The organism is Chitinophaga sp. OAE865, assembly GCF_040546735.1.
In the GTDB taxonomy this organism is placed as follows: Bacteria; Bacteroidota; Bacteroidia; order Chitinophagales; family Chitinophagaceae; genus Chitinophaga; species Chitinophaga polysaccharea_A.
In genome coordinates this window covers 6,096,526-6,111,762 of record NZ_JBEPOF010000001.1, presented here as the reverse complement: position 1 = coordinate 6,111,762, position 15,237 = coordinate 6,096,526, and the positions used below count along the sequence as shown (strand labels likewise).

14 protein-coding genes are annotated in these 15,237 nt (G+C 47.9%); 7 read left to right on the top strand and 7 right to left on the bottom strand.

The features are described from left to right. Position 1: 1 nt before the first annotated feature. On the bottom strand, positions 2 to 421 hold the full coding sequence (locus ABIE50_RS24465) for a VOC family protein (protein WP_142688007.1): 420 nt from the start codon (positions 419 to 421) through the stop codon (positions 2 to 4). A gap of 124 nt (positions 422 to 545) precedes the next feature. Here ABIE50_RS24465 and ABIE50_RS24460 point away from each other — a divergent pair, with 124 nt between their 5' ends. The 4 genes from ABIE50_RS24460 (at position 546) to ABIE50_RS24445 (ending at position 5,353) form a co-directional block, all read left to right on the top strand. Next, entirely contained in the window at positions 546 to 1,535 is a 990-nt protein-coding gene (locus tag ABIE50_RS24460) for a GlxA family transcriptional regulator (RefSeq protein WP_209858693.1), read from the top strand. A gap of 5 nt (positions 1,536 to 1,540) precedes the next feature. Further along, on the top strand, positions 1,541 to 1,981 hold the full coding sequence (locus tag ABIE50_RS24455) for an SRPBCC family protein (protein WP_209858702.1): 441 nt from the start codon (positions 1,541 to 1,543) through the stop codon (positions 1,979 to 1,981). Positions 1,982 to 2,095: 114 nt separating this feature from the next. After that, positions 2,096 to 4,720: a glycoside hydrolase family 2 protein gene (locus ABIE50_RS24450; protein ID WP_209858704.1), complete on the top strand. Its 2,625-nt coding sequence runs from the start codon at positions 2,096 to 2,098 to the stop codon at positions 4,718 to 4,720. Positions 4,721 to 4,879: 159 nt separating this feature from the next. Further along, positions 4,880 to 5,353, top strand: a complete 474-nt coding sequence (locus tag ABIE50_RS24445; RefSeq protein WP_209858706.1) for a GNAT family N-acetyltransferase — start codon at positions 4,880 to 4,882, stop codon at positions 5,351 to 5,353. Here the strand turns inward: ABIE50_RS24445 and ABIE50_RS24440 are convergent. From ABIE50_RS24440 to ABIE50_RS24430, 3 genes are all read right to left on the bottom strand, one after another. Further along, positions 5,345 to 6,433 carry a mechanosensitive ion channel family protein gene (locus tag ABIE50_RS24440; RefSeq protein ID WP_209858714.1) on the bottom strand — a complete coding sequence of 363 codons (1,089 nt, stop codon included), beginning with the start codon at positions 6,431 to 6,433 and terminating at the stop codon, positions 5,345 to 5,347. The genes ABIE50_RS24445 and ABIE50_RS24440 overlap by 9 nt on opposite strands. A gap of 91 nt (positions 6,434 to 6,524) precedes the next feature. Further along, the gene (locus ABIE50_RS24435; protein WP_209858716.1) at positions 6,525 to 6,860 is read right to left on the bottom strand and encodes a Rossmann-fold NAD(P)-binding domain-containing protein; all 336 of its coding nucleotides are present in this window, start codon (positions 6,858 to 6,860) and stop codon (positions 6,525 to 6,527) included. A gap of 1 nt (position 6,861) precedes the next feature. Then, on the bottom strand, positions 6,862 to 7,530 hold the full coding sequence (locus tag ABIE50_RS24430) for an NAD(P)H-dependent oxidoreductase (RefSeq protein WP_209858718.1): 669 nt from the start codon (positions 7,528 to 7,530) through the stop codon (positions 6,862 to 6,864). A 96-nt stretch (positions 7,531 to 7,626) separates the two neighbouring features. Between ABIE50_RS24430 and ABIE50_RS24425 the strand changes: the two genes are divergently transcribed. Then, complete coding sequence (locus tag ABIE50_RS24425; protein WP_209858720.1) at positions 7,627 to 7,992, top strand: winged helix-turn-helix transcriptional regulator; 366 nt, start codon at positions 7,627 to 7,629, stop codon at positions 7,990 to 7,992. Between the two features lie 179 nt (positions 7,993 to 8,171). On the opposite strand, the gene ABIE50_RS24420 is transcribed toward ABIE50_RS24425, so the two are convergent. After that, positions 8,172 to 8,636 carry a YMGG-like glycine zipper-containing protein gene (locus tag ABIE50_RS24420; RefSeq protein ID WP_209858722.1) on the bottom strand — a complete coding sequence of 155 codons (465 nt, stop codon included), beginning with the start codon at positions 8,634 to 8,636 and terminating at the stop codon, positions 8,172 to 8,174. A 64-nt stretch (positions 8,637 to 8,700) separates the two neighbouring features. After that, positions 8,701 to 9,162 carry a GNAT family N-acetyltransferase gene (locus ABIE50_RS24415; RefSeq protein WP_209858724.1) on the bottom strand — a complete coding sequence of 154 codons (462 nt, stop codon included), beginning with the start codon at positions 9,160 to 9,162 and terminating at the stop codon, positions 8,701 to 8,703. 241 nt (positions 9,163 to 9,403) lie between these two features. Here ABIE50_RS24415 and ABIE50_RS24410 point away from each other — a divergent pair, with 241 nt between their 5' ends. Beyond that, positions 9,404 to 11,014, top strand: coding sequence for a glycoside hydrolase family 43 protein (locus tag ABIE50_RS24410; RefSeq protein WP_209858726.1), 1,611 nt, complete (start codon positions 9,404 to 9,406; stop codon positions 11,012 to 11,014). 6 nt (positions 11,015 to 11,020) lie between these two features. On the opposite strand, the gene ABIE50_RS24405 is transcribed toward ABIE50_RS24410, so the two are convergent. After that, a complete protein-coding gene (locus ABIE50_RS24405) occupies positions 11,021 to 12,055 on the bottom strand; it encodes a LacI family DNA-binding transcriptional regulator (RefSeq protein ID WP_209858728.1) in 1,035 nt (344 codons plus the stop codon). 217 nt (positions 12,056 to 12,272) lie between these two features. Between ABIE50_RS24405 and ABIE50_RS24400 the strand changes: the two genes are divergently transcribed. Further along, on the top strand, positions 12,273 to 15,230 hold the full coding sequence (locus tag ABIE50_RS24400) for a SusC/RagA family TonB-linked outer membrane protein (protein ID WP_209858730.1): 2,958 nt from the start codon (positions 12,273 to 12,275) through the stop codon (positions 15,228 to 15,230). The last annotated feature ends 7 nt before the right edge of the window (positions 15,231 to 15,237 follow it).

Below are 15,237 nucleotides of genomic sequence, written 5' to 3'. Positions count from 1 at the left end.
TTTATTGCCGGCTGTTTCCTTCAAAGTTAATGAGCCAATGGAGACCAAACTTATCAGTGAGGCCACCAAATAAAGCCCCCCAGAAAGTACTTTCCAGCGGATGGGTGGCAATACCATCCGCAGAAAGACGGGCATAAAAAGTACGGGCTTCCTCTTCACTGTTACAGTCCAGTAGTAAAGAAACGGTATTGCCCGCAGTAAGCCCCGATTCGGGCACCATATCGGAAGCGGTAAGTACCAGGTTGCCTTTGGTAAGACTCGAATGCAGGATGAAAGGCTTCATAAATGAAGGTATCTCCGCCGAAACGGGCGAATCGCCAATGGTCTGGAGCCTTAACTCTCCGCCAAGACATTCCCTGTAGAAAGTCATAGCCTCCCGGCAGTTGCCGTTAAAAGTAAGGTAGGTATGGATGAAGGTCATTTTAAAACCGGATTTTTTTAGTTAGAATCATAATACAAAAATCGTAATGGTTCGGATAAATAACAGGGGTGTATAGCGACAATTCTCAGGCTAATTGCGGCATAAATTATTATAATAGCAGCGTATGATACATATTTCCATCCTGGTTCCCCTCGGGCATACCAGTTTAGTTAACATCGAAGGCAGCTACCAGATCCTGGCAGATATCAATAATTTCCTCGCTGAAAAAGACCGGGAACCAATGTTCCAGGTGCAGCTGGTAGGGCTGAAGACCGAAGTAAGCCAGCGTAACCGCTTATTCACCATATCACCGGAAGTGTTGATAAACGGGGTCAAGAAAACAGACCTGGTCATTATTCCTTCCCTACACGGGGATCAGGCTAAGGCTGCGGAGCTTAATAAGGACTTTATTCCCTGGATCCGGGAGCAATACCAGCAGGGCGCTTCTGTTGCCAGCCTGTGCCTGGGAGCCTTTTTTCTGGCCTCCACAGGATTGCTCAAAGGAAAACAGTGTGCTACCCACTGGAAAATGGCAAAGGAGTTCAGGACCATGTTTCCCGATGTACAACTGATGGACGACAGGATCATCACGGAAGACGATCGCATTTATACCAGTGGCGGCGCCTATTCCTATCTTAACCTTATTCTTTACCTGGTAGAGAAATATGCAGGCAGGGATATTGCCATCCTCACCGCTAAAGCATATGCCATTGATATAGATCGTCAGAGCCAATCGCCCTTCATTATTTTTGAAGGGCAAAAAGCCCATAACGACGAACCTATCCTCAAAGCCCAGCAGTTTATTGAATCCAGCTACCAGGATAAAATTACAGTGGAACAACTGTCTGATATGTCGGCCATAGGAAGAAGGACCTTTGAGAGAAGATTCAAAAAATCAACCGGCAACACGGTGGTGGAATATATTCAGCGGATAAAAATAGAAGCGGCGAAGCGCGATTTTGAAACCAGCACAAAGAATGTAAACGAAGTGATTTACGACGTGGGATATGTTGACACCAAAACATTCCGCACTATGTTTAAAAAAGTAACGGGACTCACTCCTTTGGAGTACCGGAATAAATACAATAAACAAATCATGAACCCTATAAATTAATGATCATGGAAAAATCAACATTTAAAATTACAATCGATGCCCCACGTGAAAAAGTATGGGAAGTGCTTTGGGGAGATCCTTCCTACCAGCAGTGGACCGCCGTTTTTTCAGACGGTTCCAAAGTGGAAACCAACTGGGAAAAAGGAAGCAAGGTACTGTTCCTTGACAACAACAACCAGGGTATGGTAGCCCGTATCGAAGAGAAAGTACCGAATGAGTATATGTCGTTTCAGCACCTTGGTGAAATAAACAATGGAGTGGAAGATCTTACCAGCGATAAAGTGAAAGCCTGGGCAGGCGCTTATGAAAATTATACGCTTACTAACGTTAACGGCAAAACGGAGTTAGTAGTAGACATGGACCTCAATGATGACTACAAAGATTATTTTGTTAAAACCTGGCCACTGGCACTGGACAAGGTAAAGGAACTGTCCGAAAAAAAGTAATCCGGCTTATTGTATGAATGGGCATTTCCCGCCTCTCAACGGGAAATACATGTTTTGATCCGGTTGTGCTATCTTTGCGGCAGTGAACAACTACTGGCCGTAAAATAAAGCACTATGTTTCGGAAATCAACAATCTCCTGCCTGCTGTTCCTATCTTTTTTGAGATTATCAGCACAGGAAAAATATGAGCTCAACAGCGGATGGCAATGCAGTAATGTTGCCGGCGTAAAAGTTACCGGTCAGCAACTCTCAGACCCGGAGTATGCCCTCTCCGGTTGGACGCCGGCAACCGTGCCGGGAACGGTGCTCACCACCCTCCTGGATAATAAACTGGTACCGGATCCGATGTATGGCATGAACAATGAAAAGATCCCGGATATTTACCACACCGGCCGCGATCATTATACCTACTGGTTTGTAAAGGACTTTGCAGAACAGCCAGCCACCGGCGACGCCCAGGTATGGCTGCATTTCAGGGGAGTAAATGATGGCTGCGATATTTACCTGAATGGTCATCGCCTTAATAAAACCACTCATTACGGCGCCTATCTCCGCCAGTCCTATAACATTACCTCTTTCCTGGCAAAGAACGGGAAAAACCGCCTCGCTGTTATTGTATATCCACCGCAGTTCCCCGGCAATCCAAACGGAGGCCAGGGTGGCGATGGTACTATTGCCAAAAACAACGGGCCGCAGTATACGGCAGGGTGGGACTGGATCCAGCCCATGCGCGACCGCAATACCGGGATATGGGATAAGGTGACCATCGAAAAAACAGGCGCTGTACGGATCAGGGATCCACATATTATTACCCGTGTGCCCGGTGTCCGTAAAACAGAAGGACCGCAGGCGCCCGTTACCCTGATGGTGGGAGCGGACCTGGAAAACGCCACTGCCAAAAGCATCTCCGGCACTTTACAATATACCCTGGCAGGCAACCGCATTACCAGAAAAGTAACCCTGCCCCCGCATGCCACTACCACCGTGCAGCTGCCGGAACTGCTGCTGAAACAGCCGAAGTTGTGGTGGCCGGCCGGCTATGGCCCCCAATCATTGTATCAGCTGCAGCTGCAGTTTGTAAACAATGGAAAAACAGATGATAAAGAAGACGTGGAATTTGGCGTCCGTGAAATCCAGACGTATTGGAACACGCATACGGGCAGCCGCGAAGTTGCAGTGAACGGGCAGAAAATATTTATTAAAGGTGGCAACTGGATCACTTCCGATGCCCTGTTCCGCTTTACCAAAGAAAGATATGATGCGGAAGTACGCTTCCACCGCGATATGAACCTGAACCTGATCCGCATCTGGGGTGGAAGCCTGACGGAAAGACCTGAATTCTACGAAGCCTGCGATAAATACGGCCTGCTGGTGTTCCAGGACTTCTGGATATCCGGTGATTGTAACGGCAGATGGCAGGATCCGATGAAGAAAGAGGACCAGTGGACCCGCCGGAAATATCCCGATGATCATTCCCTGTTCCTGGAAAGCGTGGCCGACCAGGTGAAAATGTTACGGAACCATGCGTCTCTCGCTTTCTGGTGCGGAGGTAATGAAATTACGCCTCCGGCAGATCTGTTTGCCGCTATGAAGGATTCCATTATTCCAACACTGGATGGCACCCGCTATTTCTTCGATTACTCCAACTCAGACAGTATGTCGTACAATACTATTGGCGGCAACGGCGACGGACCCTATGGTATCCAACCCCTGTCTACCTTCTGGAGCACCCGCACCTTTCCGTTTAACTCTGAAGTAGGCTCCGTAGGTACCGGCGACTATGAATCGCTGGAGAGATTCCTGCCCGCTGAAAACCTGGTACCACCCGATCAGCAAACCGGTAAAACCGATGCCGTATGGGATTATCACAAATATATTTCCTATAACAAAGCCGTGGACCCGTATGGAAAAACAAACGATCTGCGGGACTGGGCCAACAAGGCCCAGCTGGTGAACTACGACCAGTACCGCGGCCTCATGGAAGGGTTCAGCTCACATATGTGGGACTGGTATACCGGCGTGATCATCTGGAAAACACAAAATCCATGGACGGCCCTGCGCGGACAGATGTATGATTATTACCTGGATCCCAACGCCTGTTTGTACGGCACCCGTAAAGGAGCCACACCCCTGCATGTAATGTACGATCCCGATGGAGGCATGGTGATGGCCGTGAACAATACCTTCCGGTATGCGCGCGACCTGATGCTGGAGCTGAAAGCTTATGATATGCAGGGCCGCGACAGCCTGCTCACACAGGTGTTTGTAGAAGTTGGCCCCACCACCGTGCAGAAATTCATGAACATGAAACCCCTGCTTGACAAGCTCAGGGAGAAACAAGGCATCTTCTTTTCGCTGCGTTTACTGAATGCCTCACAGCAGGTGGTAGATGAAAATCTTTACTGGCTGCCCGATGCCAGGGGAAACTATTCCGGGCTGGCACAAATGCCGGCAGCAGCAGTAAAAGTAACCGCGGTGAAAGCCGGCGCCGACAGTATCCTTGTTACCATCAGCAATCCAGCAGGTGGTCCTGTGGCGTTCTTTAACCGTATATCGCTGGTGAACGCACAGAACAAGAAAAGGATCTTACCGGTATTTTACAGCGATAATTATATTTCTGTTTTACCCGGTGAAGAGAGATCTGTCAGCATCAGTGGCGGCGCCACCGCCACCAGCAAGGATGCAGAGGTGGAAATTTATGGTAATAATGTAAAACGGCAATATATCGCTATTCAATAAGGCATTTTATTACAGGCATCTGTTTATACAGATGCCTGTTTTTTTTGTATATTCATTTTGTTAATCTGTTCCCTGAAACCTGTTGTAGCTGTTGCCCGGGGACCCGGTTTGTAAGTAAGTACCTATTATTCCAATTTATACCGACAAAATTATTCAGTGATGACCACCCTCCAGGAAGAAACGACTATCCGGAAATTAGCCTCAAATGAGAAGATGCCCTACGACCTTTTGCTGCTGGCCGATCCATCGGTAACAATGATCAACAGTTACCTTCCTTTCAGCGATGTATATGTGCTTGAACAAAAGAAACAGGTAATTGCTGCATATGTACTTTTGAAAGACAATGATGCAATGGAAATCAGGAACATCGCGGTGAACCCGGCGCACCAGGGAAAAGGCCTGGGAAAGATGTTATTGCAGGATGCCGCGCAGCGCGCCAGGGCAGACGGTTTCAAAAAGATTTGCATTGGCACGGGCAACTCCAGCATTGCGCAGTTGTACCTGTACCAGCGACAGGGATTTGAAATTTCTGCTATCCGGAAAAATTATTTTACCACGCATTACTCTGAGCCTATTTATGAAAACGGTATTCAATGCAGGCACATGATCGTGCTGGAAAAATGGTTAGGCTGATAATGACCGGCCATCCATGTCTTCCATAATGGCCCTGGTTTTGGGCAGGCTGCCGGGGTAATTTTCCCTTATAAATTTTACCAGGTTTTCGCGGATATAACACCGCAGGTCAAACGCATTCCCTGAATTGGAGGAGCTCATCAGCGCCCTTACTTCAATAGTGCGCTCGCTGGTATTCGTTACCTGCAGGGCCTTTGCGCGCCTGTCCCACAGTGAGGACGCCTCAAGTAATCTTTCAAATTCAGCCCTTACCTGGTCTACCGGTACGGTATAATCAAGGTAAAAGAAAGCCGTGCCCAGTATTTCAGAACTGTTACGGGTCCAGTTCTGGAAAGGTTTCTCTATAAAATAATTGATCGGCAAAATCAGCCTGCGCTGGTCCCATATACTAAGCACCACGTAGGTAAGCGTAATTTCTTCCACACGTCCCCATTCGCCTTCCACTACCAGCACATCATCTATACGTATGGGTTGTGTAAATGCCAGCTGGAAGCCCGCCAGCAGGTTTCCTAGTGATTTCTGCGCGGCAAAGCCAATGATGATACCGCCAACGCCCACACCGGTAAGAAGCCCTGCACCCAGTTTACGCATGCTGTCGAAGCTGAGCAGGATCACGCAGGCAGTGAGCACCAGGATCACCGCAATAGATACCTTCCTGATAAACTGCAGCTGGGTGCGTATTTTCCGCTCTTTCAGGTTATTGGCTTTTTTCAGATCATAGGTATGGTATACGTAATCTTCCAGCACTTTAATGGCGCCTATCACTAATGCCGCGAAAGAAAGTGTAAGCGCTATTTCTGCTACTTTGCTCAGCACCGGTACATATTTGGGAGGCACCCGCATCAACGGGATGGCCATGTTGAGCAACAGTAAGGGCAGGAAATAATTGAAAGCTTTTCCTAAACGGAAAAGGATACTGTGTATCAGTGAAAAGTCCTGATGTGTTCGTACTGATTGCCGTAAGAAGATCGATAACAGATATTTGATCAGCCATCCTGTAACGACTGCAATGCCCGCCAGTATAAGGTTCCATAAGAAATCAGGCAGGTGGTCCGCATTTTCTATAAGTTGATTCCACATGCGCGCCTTGCCTCAAACATGATGCCGTTATGATCCTTCAGTCATTAATTTACCATTAGAAAAACAGCTGTTACCAGCTTGCATTTTGTGTTTATTCGTGTACCCGTATGATCTGACCATTAACTACTCCTTCCACGCTTTTCAGGTAAGCATTCACCAGCTTCTGCATGGGCACCGGGTTAAAGCCAGGGAACAAATGTGCAATAGCGCCTGCAGAATCGGCTGCCAGTCCGGGGCTTACGGTGTTGATGCGGAGATCTCTTTTTAATTCAGTGGCCGCTGCTATTGTAAAGCTGTTGATGGCCCCGCTTACCAGCGAGCCCGCGGCCGCGTCCCTGGCTGGCTCATCGGCCAGTATGCCGGAGGTAAGCGTGAAGGAACCATGGCGCCGGTGGTGCCTATGATAAGTATTTTCATAGCAGATCAACTTAGTATGCTGTTACTTCAATAGTGGCTTCTTCTGCAATATGGGTGAGTCTTAATGCCCATTGCTCCAGGGCTTCGGCGCGTTCTTCCGGTGTTAGCCGCACCGGGCCGTAGATCACCTGTGGTTCCAGCACGGAGAAACCTGTGAATTGAAATATGCCCCTGTGAATAGGTTTCAGCAGCACATCCAGGTCGCCGTGTAAGCCGCCGGGAAGGTACGCATTTTCCGGTCCGCCGGTAGTGAGGGAAAGCATGGCTTTTTTCCCGGTATAAATACCGGTTTCATAAATGTGCCCGTCGCCATACGACGTGCCCATGGCAAACACCCGGTCTACCCAGCCTTTGAGAATGGCCGGAACACTGAACCACCAGAGGGGAAATTGCCAGATCATTACATCACACCAGGCTATTTTTTCCTGTTCAGCTGCGATATCGGCTGCAAAGCCATGTATACGGGAGGCATGTTTTTCTTCCAGTTGTTGTTTGAAAAAAGTATCATCGTATACACTGGTGAAATTAGTCCTGTCGGAAACGGGGTTAAAGCGCATGGCATAGAGATCGGATGTTTTCACCTCATGGCCTGCTTCCTGCAATGTGGTAATTGCTGTCTGAAACATAGCACCGTTCATACTCTTTGGCTCAGGATGCGCATATACTATCAGTATCTTCATAAATTGTTTTTTTAATAACTGCGGACAAAATTATTTCACGAACATTACATTTGTATTTTTGCAGCCTATTGTATGCAACACACAAAATTGTAAGTAATGGCAAAGCGTAAGGAAACGTCTACCAATCACATAAACCGCGAGAAGATCTCAGGCGTGTGCGGAGTGGCCCATGCCATTGATATCCTGGCCGGCAGGTGGAAATTATTTATCCTGTATAAGCTGGTGAACAGAACGTTGCGTTTCAGCGAGCTGAAAGAACATATTCCCAATATTACCGACCGTATGCTCACGCTTCACCTGCAGGAACTGGAGGCAGAGGGGCTTGTTAGCCGGACCGTTTATGCTGAAGTGCCGCCCAGGGTAGAGTACAGTCTCACCGAAATAGCAGCGCAGCTCATCCCTGTATGGGACCAGTTGAATGAGTGGGGGCATCAGCACCGCAACAGCCGGCTACAACGATAACGTAGCAGCGTTACCGTTATTCTCTAAAGTAATGGCAGCAGGGGCTATCGTAGGAAAGCCGGTTCCATCCTTCTTTTACGAATATCAGCAATCTATTATCATCTTCCGGTGCCGTAAACTGCATCATAAAAAAACGGCGTACCCGTGAGGATACGCCGTTTCTTTATGATTGCCTGTTATTACTGGGCTGATTGTTTCTTTTTATGGTCTACAATGGCGCCTGTACCAGCACCAACACCGGCGCCGATCAGGGTGCCTATGGCAGCGCCTTTCAGGCGGTCTTTGTTAACGATAGCACCGGTTACTGCACCAGCGCCAGCGCCAACTACGGCACCTTTTGCTGTATGGCTCCAGGATTTCCAGCCCTTTTTCTTTACAGGGGCGGGAGCGGGAGCTTCTGTATTAGCTACCACGGGCGCGGCTTCATTGTTATATTGGGTACCGGCAACGTTTTCACGGCTGTGAGAGCGGTTGCTTTTTAACGCATTCATGGAATCTACCACCTGTTGTTTAATGGCATTTACATTGTTCATAGAATCGATGGTGGCTTTCTTTGCACTTTCAATAGCGGCGGCATTATCAGCATTGCTTTTGCACGAGAATAAAACGACTGCTGCTGCTAAGGCTACGAGTATCTGTTTCATGGTTCTAATTCTTTACTCCGCACCTGTCGAAAATTGTGCCATTTTTCTGCAAAGCCGCTGAAATTCAGATGGGCAGACGCATTTCTACCAGGAGTTGCCGGAAACCTACCTTTTCATAGGCTTTTACAGCGGGCTCATTAGTGGCATACACCTCCAGGCGCATTTCAGCAATGCCCTGTGATTGTGCCCATATTTTCAAACCGTTTATGATCAGCCTGTTTACCCCTTTCCCACGCCAGGCGGGAACCACATACATAAATCCCAGGTAGGCGTACCGGGTAAATATCAGATAAGGCTTGGCATTTTCAATACGCGCATAGCCCGAGCCAATTAAGCGGCCTTCTGCTTCGGCTACCAATAGCTCAATATGTGGTGCGGTGATCATGGCAGCTATATCGTAGTAATGTATAACGCCTTCTTTTAAAGTAGGATCAAAAGGACGTTCAGCGGCGATGACGCCTTGCTCAAAATCCAGTAATACAGGTAAATCGGCCTGGGTGGCTTTACGGATAATAATTTCTTGCATGGTTTTCTAAATAAACTGATGTTACAAATATCAGTTATTATTCCGTTGTCCGTTCTGTAAATTGTTCATGCCCTGTAACCGGTAATGCATCAGGTACTCCTTTTGCCGGGAACGATTGCATAAATAATACGCTGCGTTTGCAAGCCGTTTACTATTTTGACCGTCGCAATATCAGTCATGTTATGAAACAAGCGTCTCTGTAAGGTATATGCCTGGAGAATAAGCGACAATTAATTTTTTTATGAAGATAATTACCTGTGCATTATGCCTGCTCGCCACCACCGCAATTGCACAATCAAACGAAGATATTTCCAGGGTATGGGTATCAGACAAAGGCAACGGTACTTATAAGAACCCTGTGCTGTATGCAGATTATTCCGATCCCGACGCAATCCGCGTAGGAAATGATTACTACCTCACGGCCTCCAGCTTCAATGCGGTTCCCGGATTGCCCATCTTGCATTCCAGGGATCTTGTGAACTGGCGTATCATAGGGCATGCTTTGCTAAGGCAGCCTCCTTATGATCATTTTGCTGCGCCCCGGCACGGCAATGGTGTTTGGGCGCCTGCTATACGTTATCACAACAACGAATTTTATATCTACTATCCTGATCCGGACTTTGGGATATACGTGGTGAAAGCAAAACAGATCACAGGCCCCTGGAGCGTTCCACAGCTGGTAGTGGCAGGCAAAGGGCTGATTGATCCCTGTCCCTTATGGGATGATAACGGGAACGTATATATGGTGCATGCCTATGCCGGCAGCCGTGCAGGTATCAAAAGCATCATAGTGGTAAAGCAGCTGGATGCCAGCGGCACTAAAGCTATGGATGAAGGTGTAATGGTATTTGACGGGCATGATGATCATCCCACGCTGGAAGGGCCTAAGTTTTACAAACGTAACGGCTATTATTACATCTTCGCGCCCGCAGGCGGCGTTGCCACCGGCTGGCAGCTTGTTATGCGCTCTAAGCAGGTATACGGGCCCTACGAAAGCAGAATTGTGATGGACCAGGGAAAGTCGCCCGTAAATGGGCCACACCAGGGCGCCTGGGTGCAAACGCAAAAAGGGGAGGACTGGTTCCTGCATTTCCAGGACCTGGATGCCTACGGGAGGGTAATACACCTCCAGCCGATGAAATGGGTGAACAACTGGCCCGTGATAGGAGTGGATCACGACAACGATGGGAAAGGCGAGCCGGTGCTGACATTTCGTAAACCCAATGGAGCAGTCCCTCAACCGGTTGCCACGCCACAGGAGTCTGATGAGTTTAACACATCGGCATTAGGGCTGCAGTGGCAATGGCAGGCCAATCCGGCTGCCGGATGGGCATTTCCTTCCGTGGCCAAAGGCAGCCTGCGATTATTTGGTGCACAGGTGCCGGACAGCGCCCGTAACCTCTGGGAAGTGCCCAATGTGCTCCTGCAGAAATTCCCGGCGCCGGTATTCCAGGCTACCACAAAGCTTAGCTTCAAACCGCGGCAAACCGGCGACCGTATCAGCTTTCTTGTGATGGGAACAGATTATGCGGGCTTGTCGCTGATCAAAAGGGCAAACGGTGTTTATTTGTCGTACTTCACCTGTAAACAGGCAGATAAAGGCAATGCTGAAACCGTTACAGAAATAGCAGATATAACGGCAACGGATATATTTTTCCGCGTAAAGGTAACTGCAGGCGGCATTTGCCGTTTCAGCTACAGTACAGATGGAAAAACCTTTACTGATACAGGAGAGCCCTTTACCGCCGTTCCCGGCAGGTGGATAGGTGCGAAGATGGGATTATGCTGCAGCCGGGATGTAAAAACAAATGATGCCGGCTGGGCCGATGTGGATTGGTGGAGGGTGGAATAGGACCGGTTATTTTTTCTTCTTTGCCGCCGGTTGTATAAGCAATTCTGAATGTAATACCCTTGTTTCAAATTCTTTCACCGGTCGTTTGCTTTCTATCAGTTGCAACAACAGCTCGGTGGCTACTTGTCCCATTTCAAAAGCAGGTTGCCGTACAACCGTGATGGGCGCATGCAGCAGCTCAATCAGGTCCGAATTGGAAAACCCGGTAAGGGCTATTTCATCGGGAATAGCTACCCTGGCCTTTTTAAGCGCCCGCATACAACCGGTGGTCAGTTTATCCGACGTGGTAAAAATAGCATCTGGTTTCTGTTTTAATTTAAGCAGTTGGTTCACCGCATCTGTTACTTCAGGAAGCAGCATGCCGCCATGAAAACAATACTTGATCAGCGCCGGCTGCGCCTGGATGCCTTGTTTTTCCAATGCAGCCACATAGCCGGCTACACGCTCCCGTGTAATGGAAAGATGAGCGGAATTGGTAATGCATGCAATGCGCCGGTAACCCTGCTGAAGCAGGTGCATAGTAGCATTATAGGCGCCCTGGAAATTATCTACCATCACCTTATGCGTAGCAATGTCTTCAATGATCCTGTCAAAAAATACAATCGGAAACCCGTACTGGTGCAGCGCTTTGAGATGCGTAAGATCTTTTGTGGCGCTGGACACGGAAATGAGCAACCCATCTATCGACCGTGAAGCCAGGTATTGTAATGTTCTCACTTCTTTCTCAAATGATTCATGGCTCTGGGAGATAATTACCGTATAGCCTTTCTCGTTAGCTACAGATTCGATACCATTGATCGTTTGTGAAAAAAAACTGTTGGCAATTTCAGATACGATCACGCCGATAGACCTGCTCTTTTTCTCTTTTAAACTCAGCGCGATGGGATTGGGATGATAGTTCAACCGCGCTGCATGTTCCAGTACCAGCTGCTTTGTAGCCGCACTGATTTCATGGCTGTCGCGCAATGCGCGCGACACAGTAGAGGTGGACAGGCGGAGCGCCTGCGCGATGTCTTTGATGGTTGCTGCTCTGTACTTCATAACGTCTTCCGGACTATGTTTTCCGGCATTCTTATTAGTGGTGAAAGTAACGATTTTTCCGGGAACGATTGCGTAAATAAACTTCACCGTTAGCAAATTGTTCAGTAGACTTGTAACAGCACAACATGGAAGAAAGAGCTCCTGTTTCAACCAATTAAATCACCACGCTGATTATCGCAGAATCTTTATTTGCCATTTAAAATTCACGCCAAACGTTATGAAAAGAATTTATCTCATTTGCTTATTGCTGCTGGGGTTCGGCAGCTGGGCGATTGCACAGACCCGTACTGTAAAAGGGAAGGTCACAGATGCCGCCACCGGCGATCCCTTGCCGCTTGTAAGCGTCCAGGTGAAAGGCACTACCACGGGCACTCAAACAGATGCACACGGAAACTTCGCCTTACAGGTGCCGGAAGGAAAAAAAACAGACCTGTTATTCAGCTACATAGGGTACACAGCAGTTACACTGGCAGCGGATAATGTTAACATGACAATAAAAATGGAGCCTAACAATAAGAAACTGGATGAAATTGTAGTGGTAGGTTATGGCCTTGTGAAAAAAAGGGATCTCACGGGTGCTGTGGTGTCGGTGAAAGGAGAGGAGCTTAAAAAAGTACCCTCTACCAATGTGATGGAATCAGTGCAGGGAAGACTGCCCGGTGTGGATATTACCCGCAGTAGCGGCGCAGCGGGTGCAAAAGTAAATGTAACGGTGAGAGGTAACAGGTCTATCAGGGCCAGCAATGGTCCGCTGTATATTGTTGACGGTGTGCAGTATGAAAATATACAGGATATCAATCCTAACGATATCCAGTCGATGGAAGTATTGAAAGATGCGTCTTCCACCGCCATTTATGGCTCCCGTGGTGCTAACGGTGTAATTATGGTCACCACCAAACGCGGTTCCTCCGGTAAGCCAAAAGTTAATGTGAGCTCCTATGTTGGTTCCTCTGAAGTAAACGGTTACCCGCGCATGAGTAACGGGCAGGAATATACGGCATTGAAAAGAGAAGCCAACCGTACCACAGGCAGATGGGCCAGCGAAGCCGATGATCCCAAAATATTCAACGCATTTGAGCTGAATGAAATTAAGAACAATCTCTGGGCTGATTATGCTGATCTGCTGTTGCATAACGGTTTACAACAAGATTACCAGGCAGGCATCTCCGGAGGATCAGAAAAAACAAAAGTTTATTTTTCCTTCGACTATTTCAATGAAAAAGGATTGCTGAAGCTGGATGATCTCAAACGTTATTCTACCCGTTTGAATATTGACCAGACTATTAACGATGCGATCAAGGTAGGTGCGCAAAGCCAGATCACTTACTACGATCAGAGTGCCCGCCGCGATCCGCTTAACCAGGCGAACAAGTATATTCCCCTGGCTATCCCTTATGATTCTGCCGGAAACTTTGTGCTGTTCCCTAACAGTGGCTCGGCTATCAATCCTCTGGCAGATGAGCAACCGAACGCTTACCAGAATAACACCCGTACTACCCGCACTTTTCTCAATGCCTACCTGGAACTGACTCCTTTCAGCGGTTTCCTGTTCCGTTCGAATTTTGGGGTAACATTGGAAAATGCCAAACAGGGTGTATTTGCATCGAAAAACTCTATTGACCGTTCTACTTCCTCTACTTCCCGGTCTCAATCGAACGGCAGTACCCGCCGCTTCCTTAGCTGGGAAAACGTGGCTACCTATACAAAAACAATCGGTGATCATTCCTTTGGTTTTACTGGCGTAGCCAGCGTATTATCGGACCAGCGTGATTCCTCAATGATGCAGGGAGAAGGGCAACTGTTACCCTCACAGCTGTACTATGCTTTACAAAACAACGTAAGCGGCATCGCAGTAAGAAGTATGTACCAGTCGAGCAAACTGATCTCCTTTACCGGCAGGCTGAATTATGCCTACAAAGGAAAATACCTGTTGTCGCTCACCGGCAGGTCCGACGGATCCTCCAAATTATCTCCGGGCAACAAATGGGCTTTCTTCCCTTCAGTAGCCGCGGCCTGGCGTATCAGCGACGAAACGTTCATGAAGTCGCAGACCTTTTTCAGCGATCTGAAGCTGAGAGTGAGCTATGGCATAGCTGGTAATGATGCGGTGGATCCTTATTCTACCATGAGCTATCTCACCAAAATACCTTTCTCCTGGGATGATACCAATGCTGCTACTGCCTATGCTATTGGCGACCAGGCCGGTAACAAGGGGCTTAAATGGGAATTGTCTGCCACAAAGAATATAGGGCTCGATTTCGGTATTGTTGCCAACAGGATTTCCGGTAGCATCGACTACTATGATACACAAACAAAAGACCTGTTGCTGCAACGCACATTGCCAACTTCTTCCGGCGTAAGCAGCGTAGTGCAGAACATTGGCAAAACCCGTAACAGGGGCATTGAAATAGGTATTAATACAACAAATATATCAACAGGTGATTTCCGGTGGACTTCCAACATCGTGTACTCCCGTAACAAGGAAGAAATTGTTGCGCTGGCAGATGGCAGTACCAATGACGTAGCTAACGGATGGTTTATTGGTTCTCCTGTTAAAGTGTATTATGACTACGAGAAAACAGGTATCTGGCAAACATCAGAAGCGGCCGAAGCTGCAAAATATGGTTACAAACCAGGTGATATCAAAGTGAAAGACCAGGACGGTAAAGGCACTATCAATACATCCGACCGTGTGATACTGGGCGCACAGGTGCCCAAATGGAGCGGTGGTTTCAATAACGATCTGCGGTATAAAAACTTTGATCTCAATATTTACGTATTTGCCCGCATTGGCCAATGGATCAATTCAGAGTATGCAGCGAAGTATGATCCGCAGGGATTGGAGAACAGTGCACCGGTTAACTACTGGACTCCCGAAAATCCATCCAACGATTACCCGCGGCCCAATGCCAGTCTTTCCAAAGACGGTACACCTTTCATCAAAACACTGGGATATAAAGACGGTTCTTTCGTGAAGATCCGCAATCTCTCCCTCGGCTATACGTTTTCCGCTGAAGCGCTGAAGTCGCTGCACCTGAGCAGTCTTCGTTTATACGTTACCGGTAAGAACCTTTTTACTTTCAGTAAAGTGAAGGATTATGACCCGGAAAGAGGAGGTGATTTGAGTAATCCGCTCACGAAGATGTATGTAGCAGGAATAAATGTTGAGTTCTAATCTTTAA

Bases quoted from the DNA above. Each gene is read 5' to 3' on its own strand.
- ABIE50_RS24450 (WP_209858704.1), top strand. From the start codon at position 2,096: ATGTTTCGGAAATCAACAATCTCCTGCCTGCTGTTCCTATCTTTTTTG.
- ABIE50_RS24430 (WP_209858718.1), bottom strand. From the start codon at position 7,530: ATGAAGATACTGATAGTATATGCGCATCCTGAGCCAAAGAGTATGAAC.
- ABIE50_RS24440 (WP_209858714.1), bottom strand. From the start codon at position 6,433: ATGTGGAATCAACTTATAGAAAATGCGGACCACCTGCCTGATTTCTTA.
- ABIE50_RS24405 (WP_209858728.1), bottom strand. From the start codon at position 12,055: ATGAAGTACAGAGCAGCAACCATCAAAGACATCGCGCAGGCGCTCCGC.
- ABIE50_RS24460 (WP_209858693.1), top strand. From the start codon at position 546: ATGATACATATTTCCATCCTGGTTCCCCTCGGGCATACCAGTTTAGTT.
- ABIE50_RS24420 (WP_209858722.1), bottom strand. From the start codon at position 8,636: ATGAAACAGATACTCGTAGCCTTAGCAGCAGCAGTCGTTTTATTCTCG.
- ABIE50_RS24445 (WP_209858706.1), top strand. From the start codon at position 4,880: ATGACCACCCTCCAGGAAGAAACGACTATCCGGAAATTAGCCTCAAAT.
- ABIE50_RS24410 (WP_209858726.1), top strand. From the start codon at position 9,404: ATGAAGATAATTACCTGTGCATTATGCCTGCTCGCCACCACCGCAATT.
- ABIE50_RS24415 (WP_209858724.1), bottom strand. From the start codon at position 9,162: ATGCAAGAAATTATTATCCGTAAAGCCACCCAGGCCGATTTACCTGTA.
- ABIE50_RS24455 (WP_209858702.1), top strand. From the start codon at position 1,541: ATGGAAAAATCAACATTTAAAATTACAATCGATGCCCCACGTGAAAAA.
- ABIE50_RS24425 (WP_209858720.1), top strand. From the start codon at position 7,627: ATGGCAAAGCGTAAGGAAACGTCTACCAATCACATAAACCGCGAGAAG.
- ABIE50_RS24465 (WP_142688007.1), bottom strand. From the start codon at position 421: ATGACCTTCATCCATACCTACCTTACTTTTAACGGCAACTGCCGGGAG.
- ABIE50_RS24400 (WP_209858730.1), top strand. From the start codon at position 12,273: ATGAAAAGAATTTATCTCATTTGCTTATTGCTGCTGGGGTTCGGCAGC.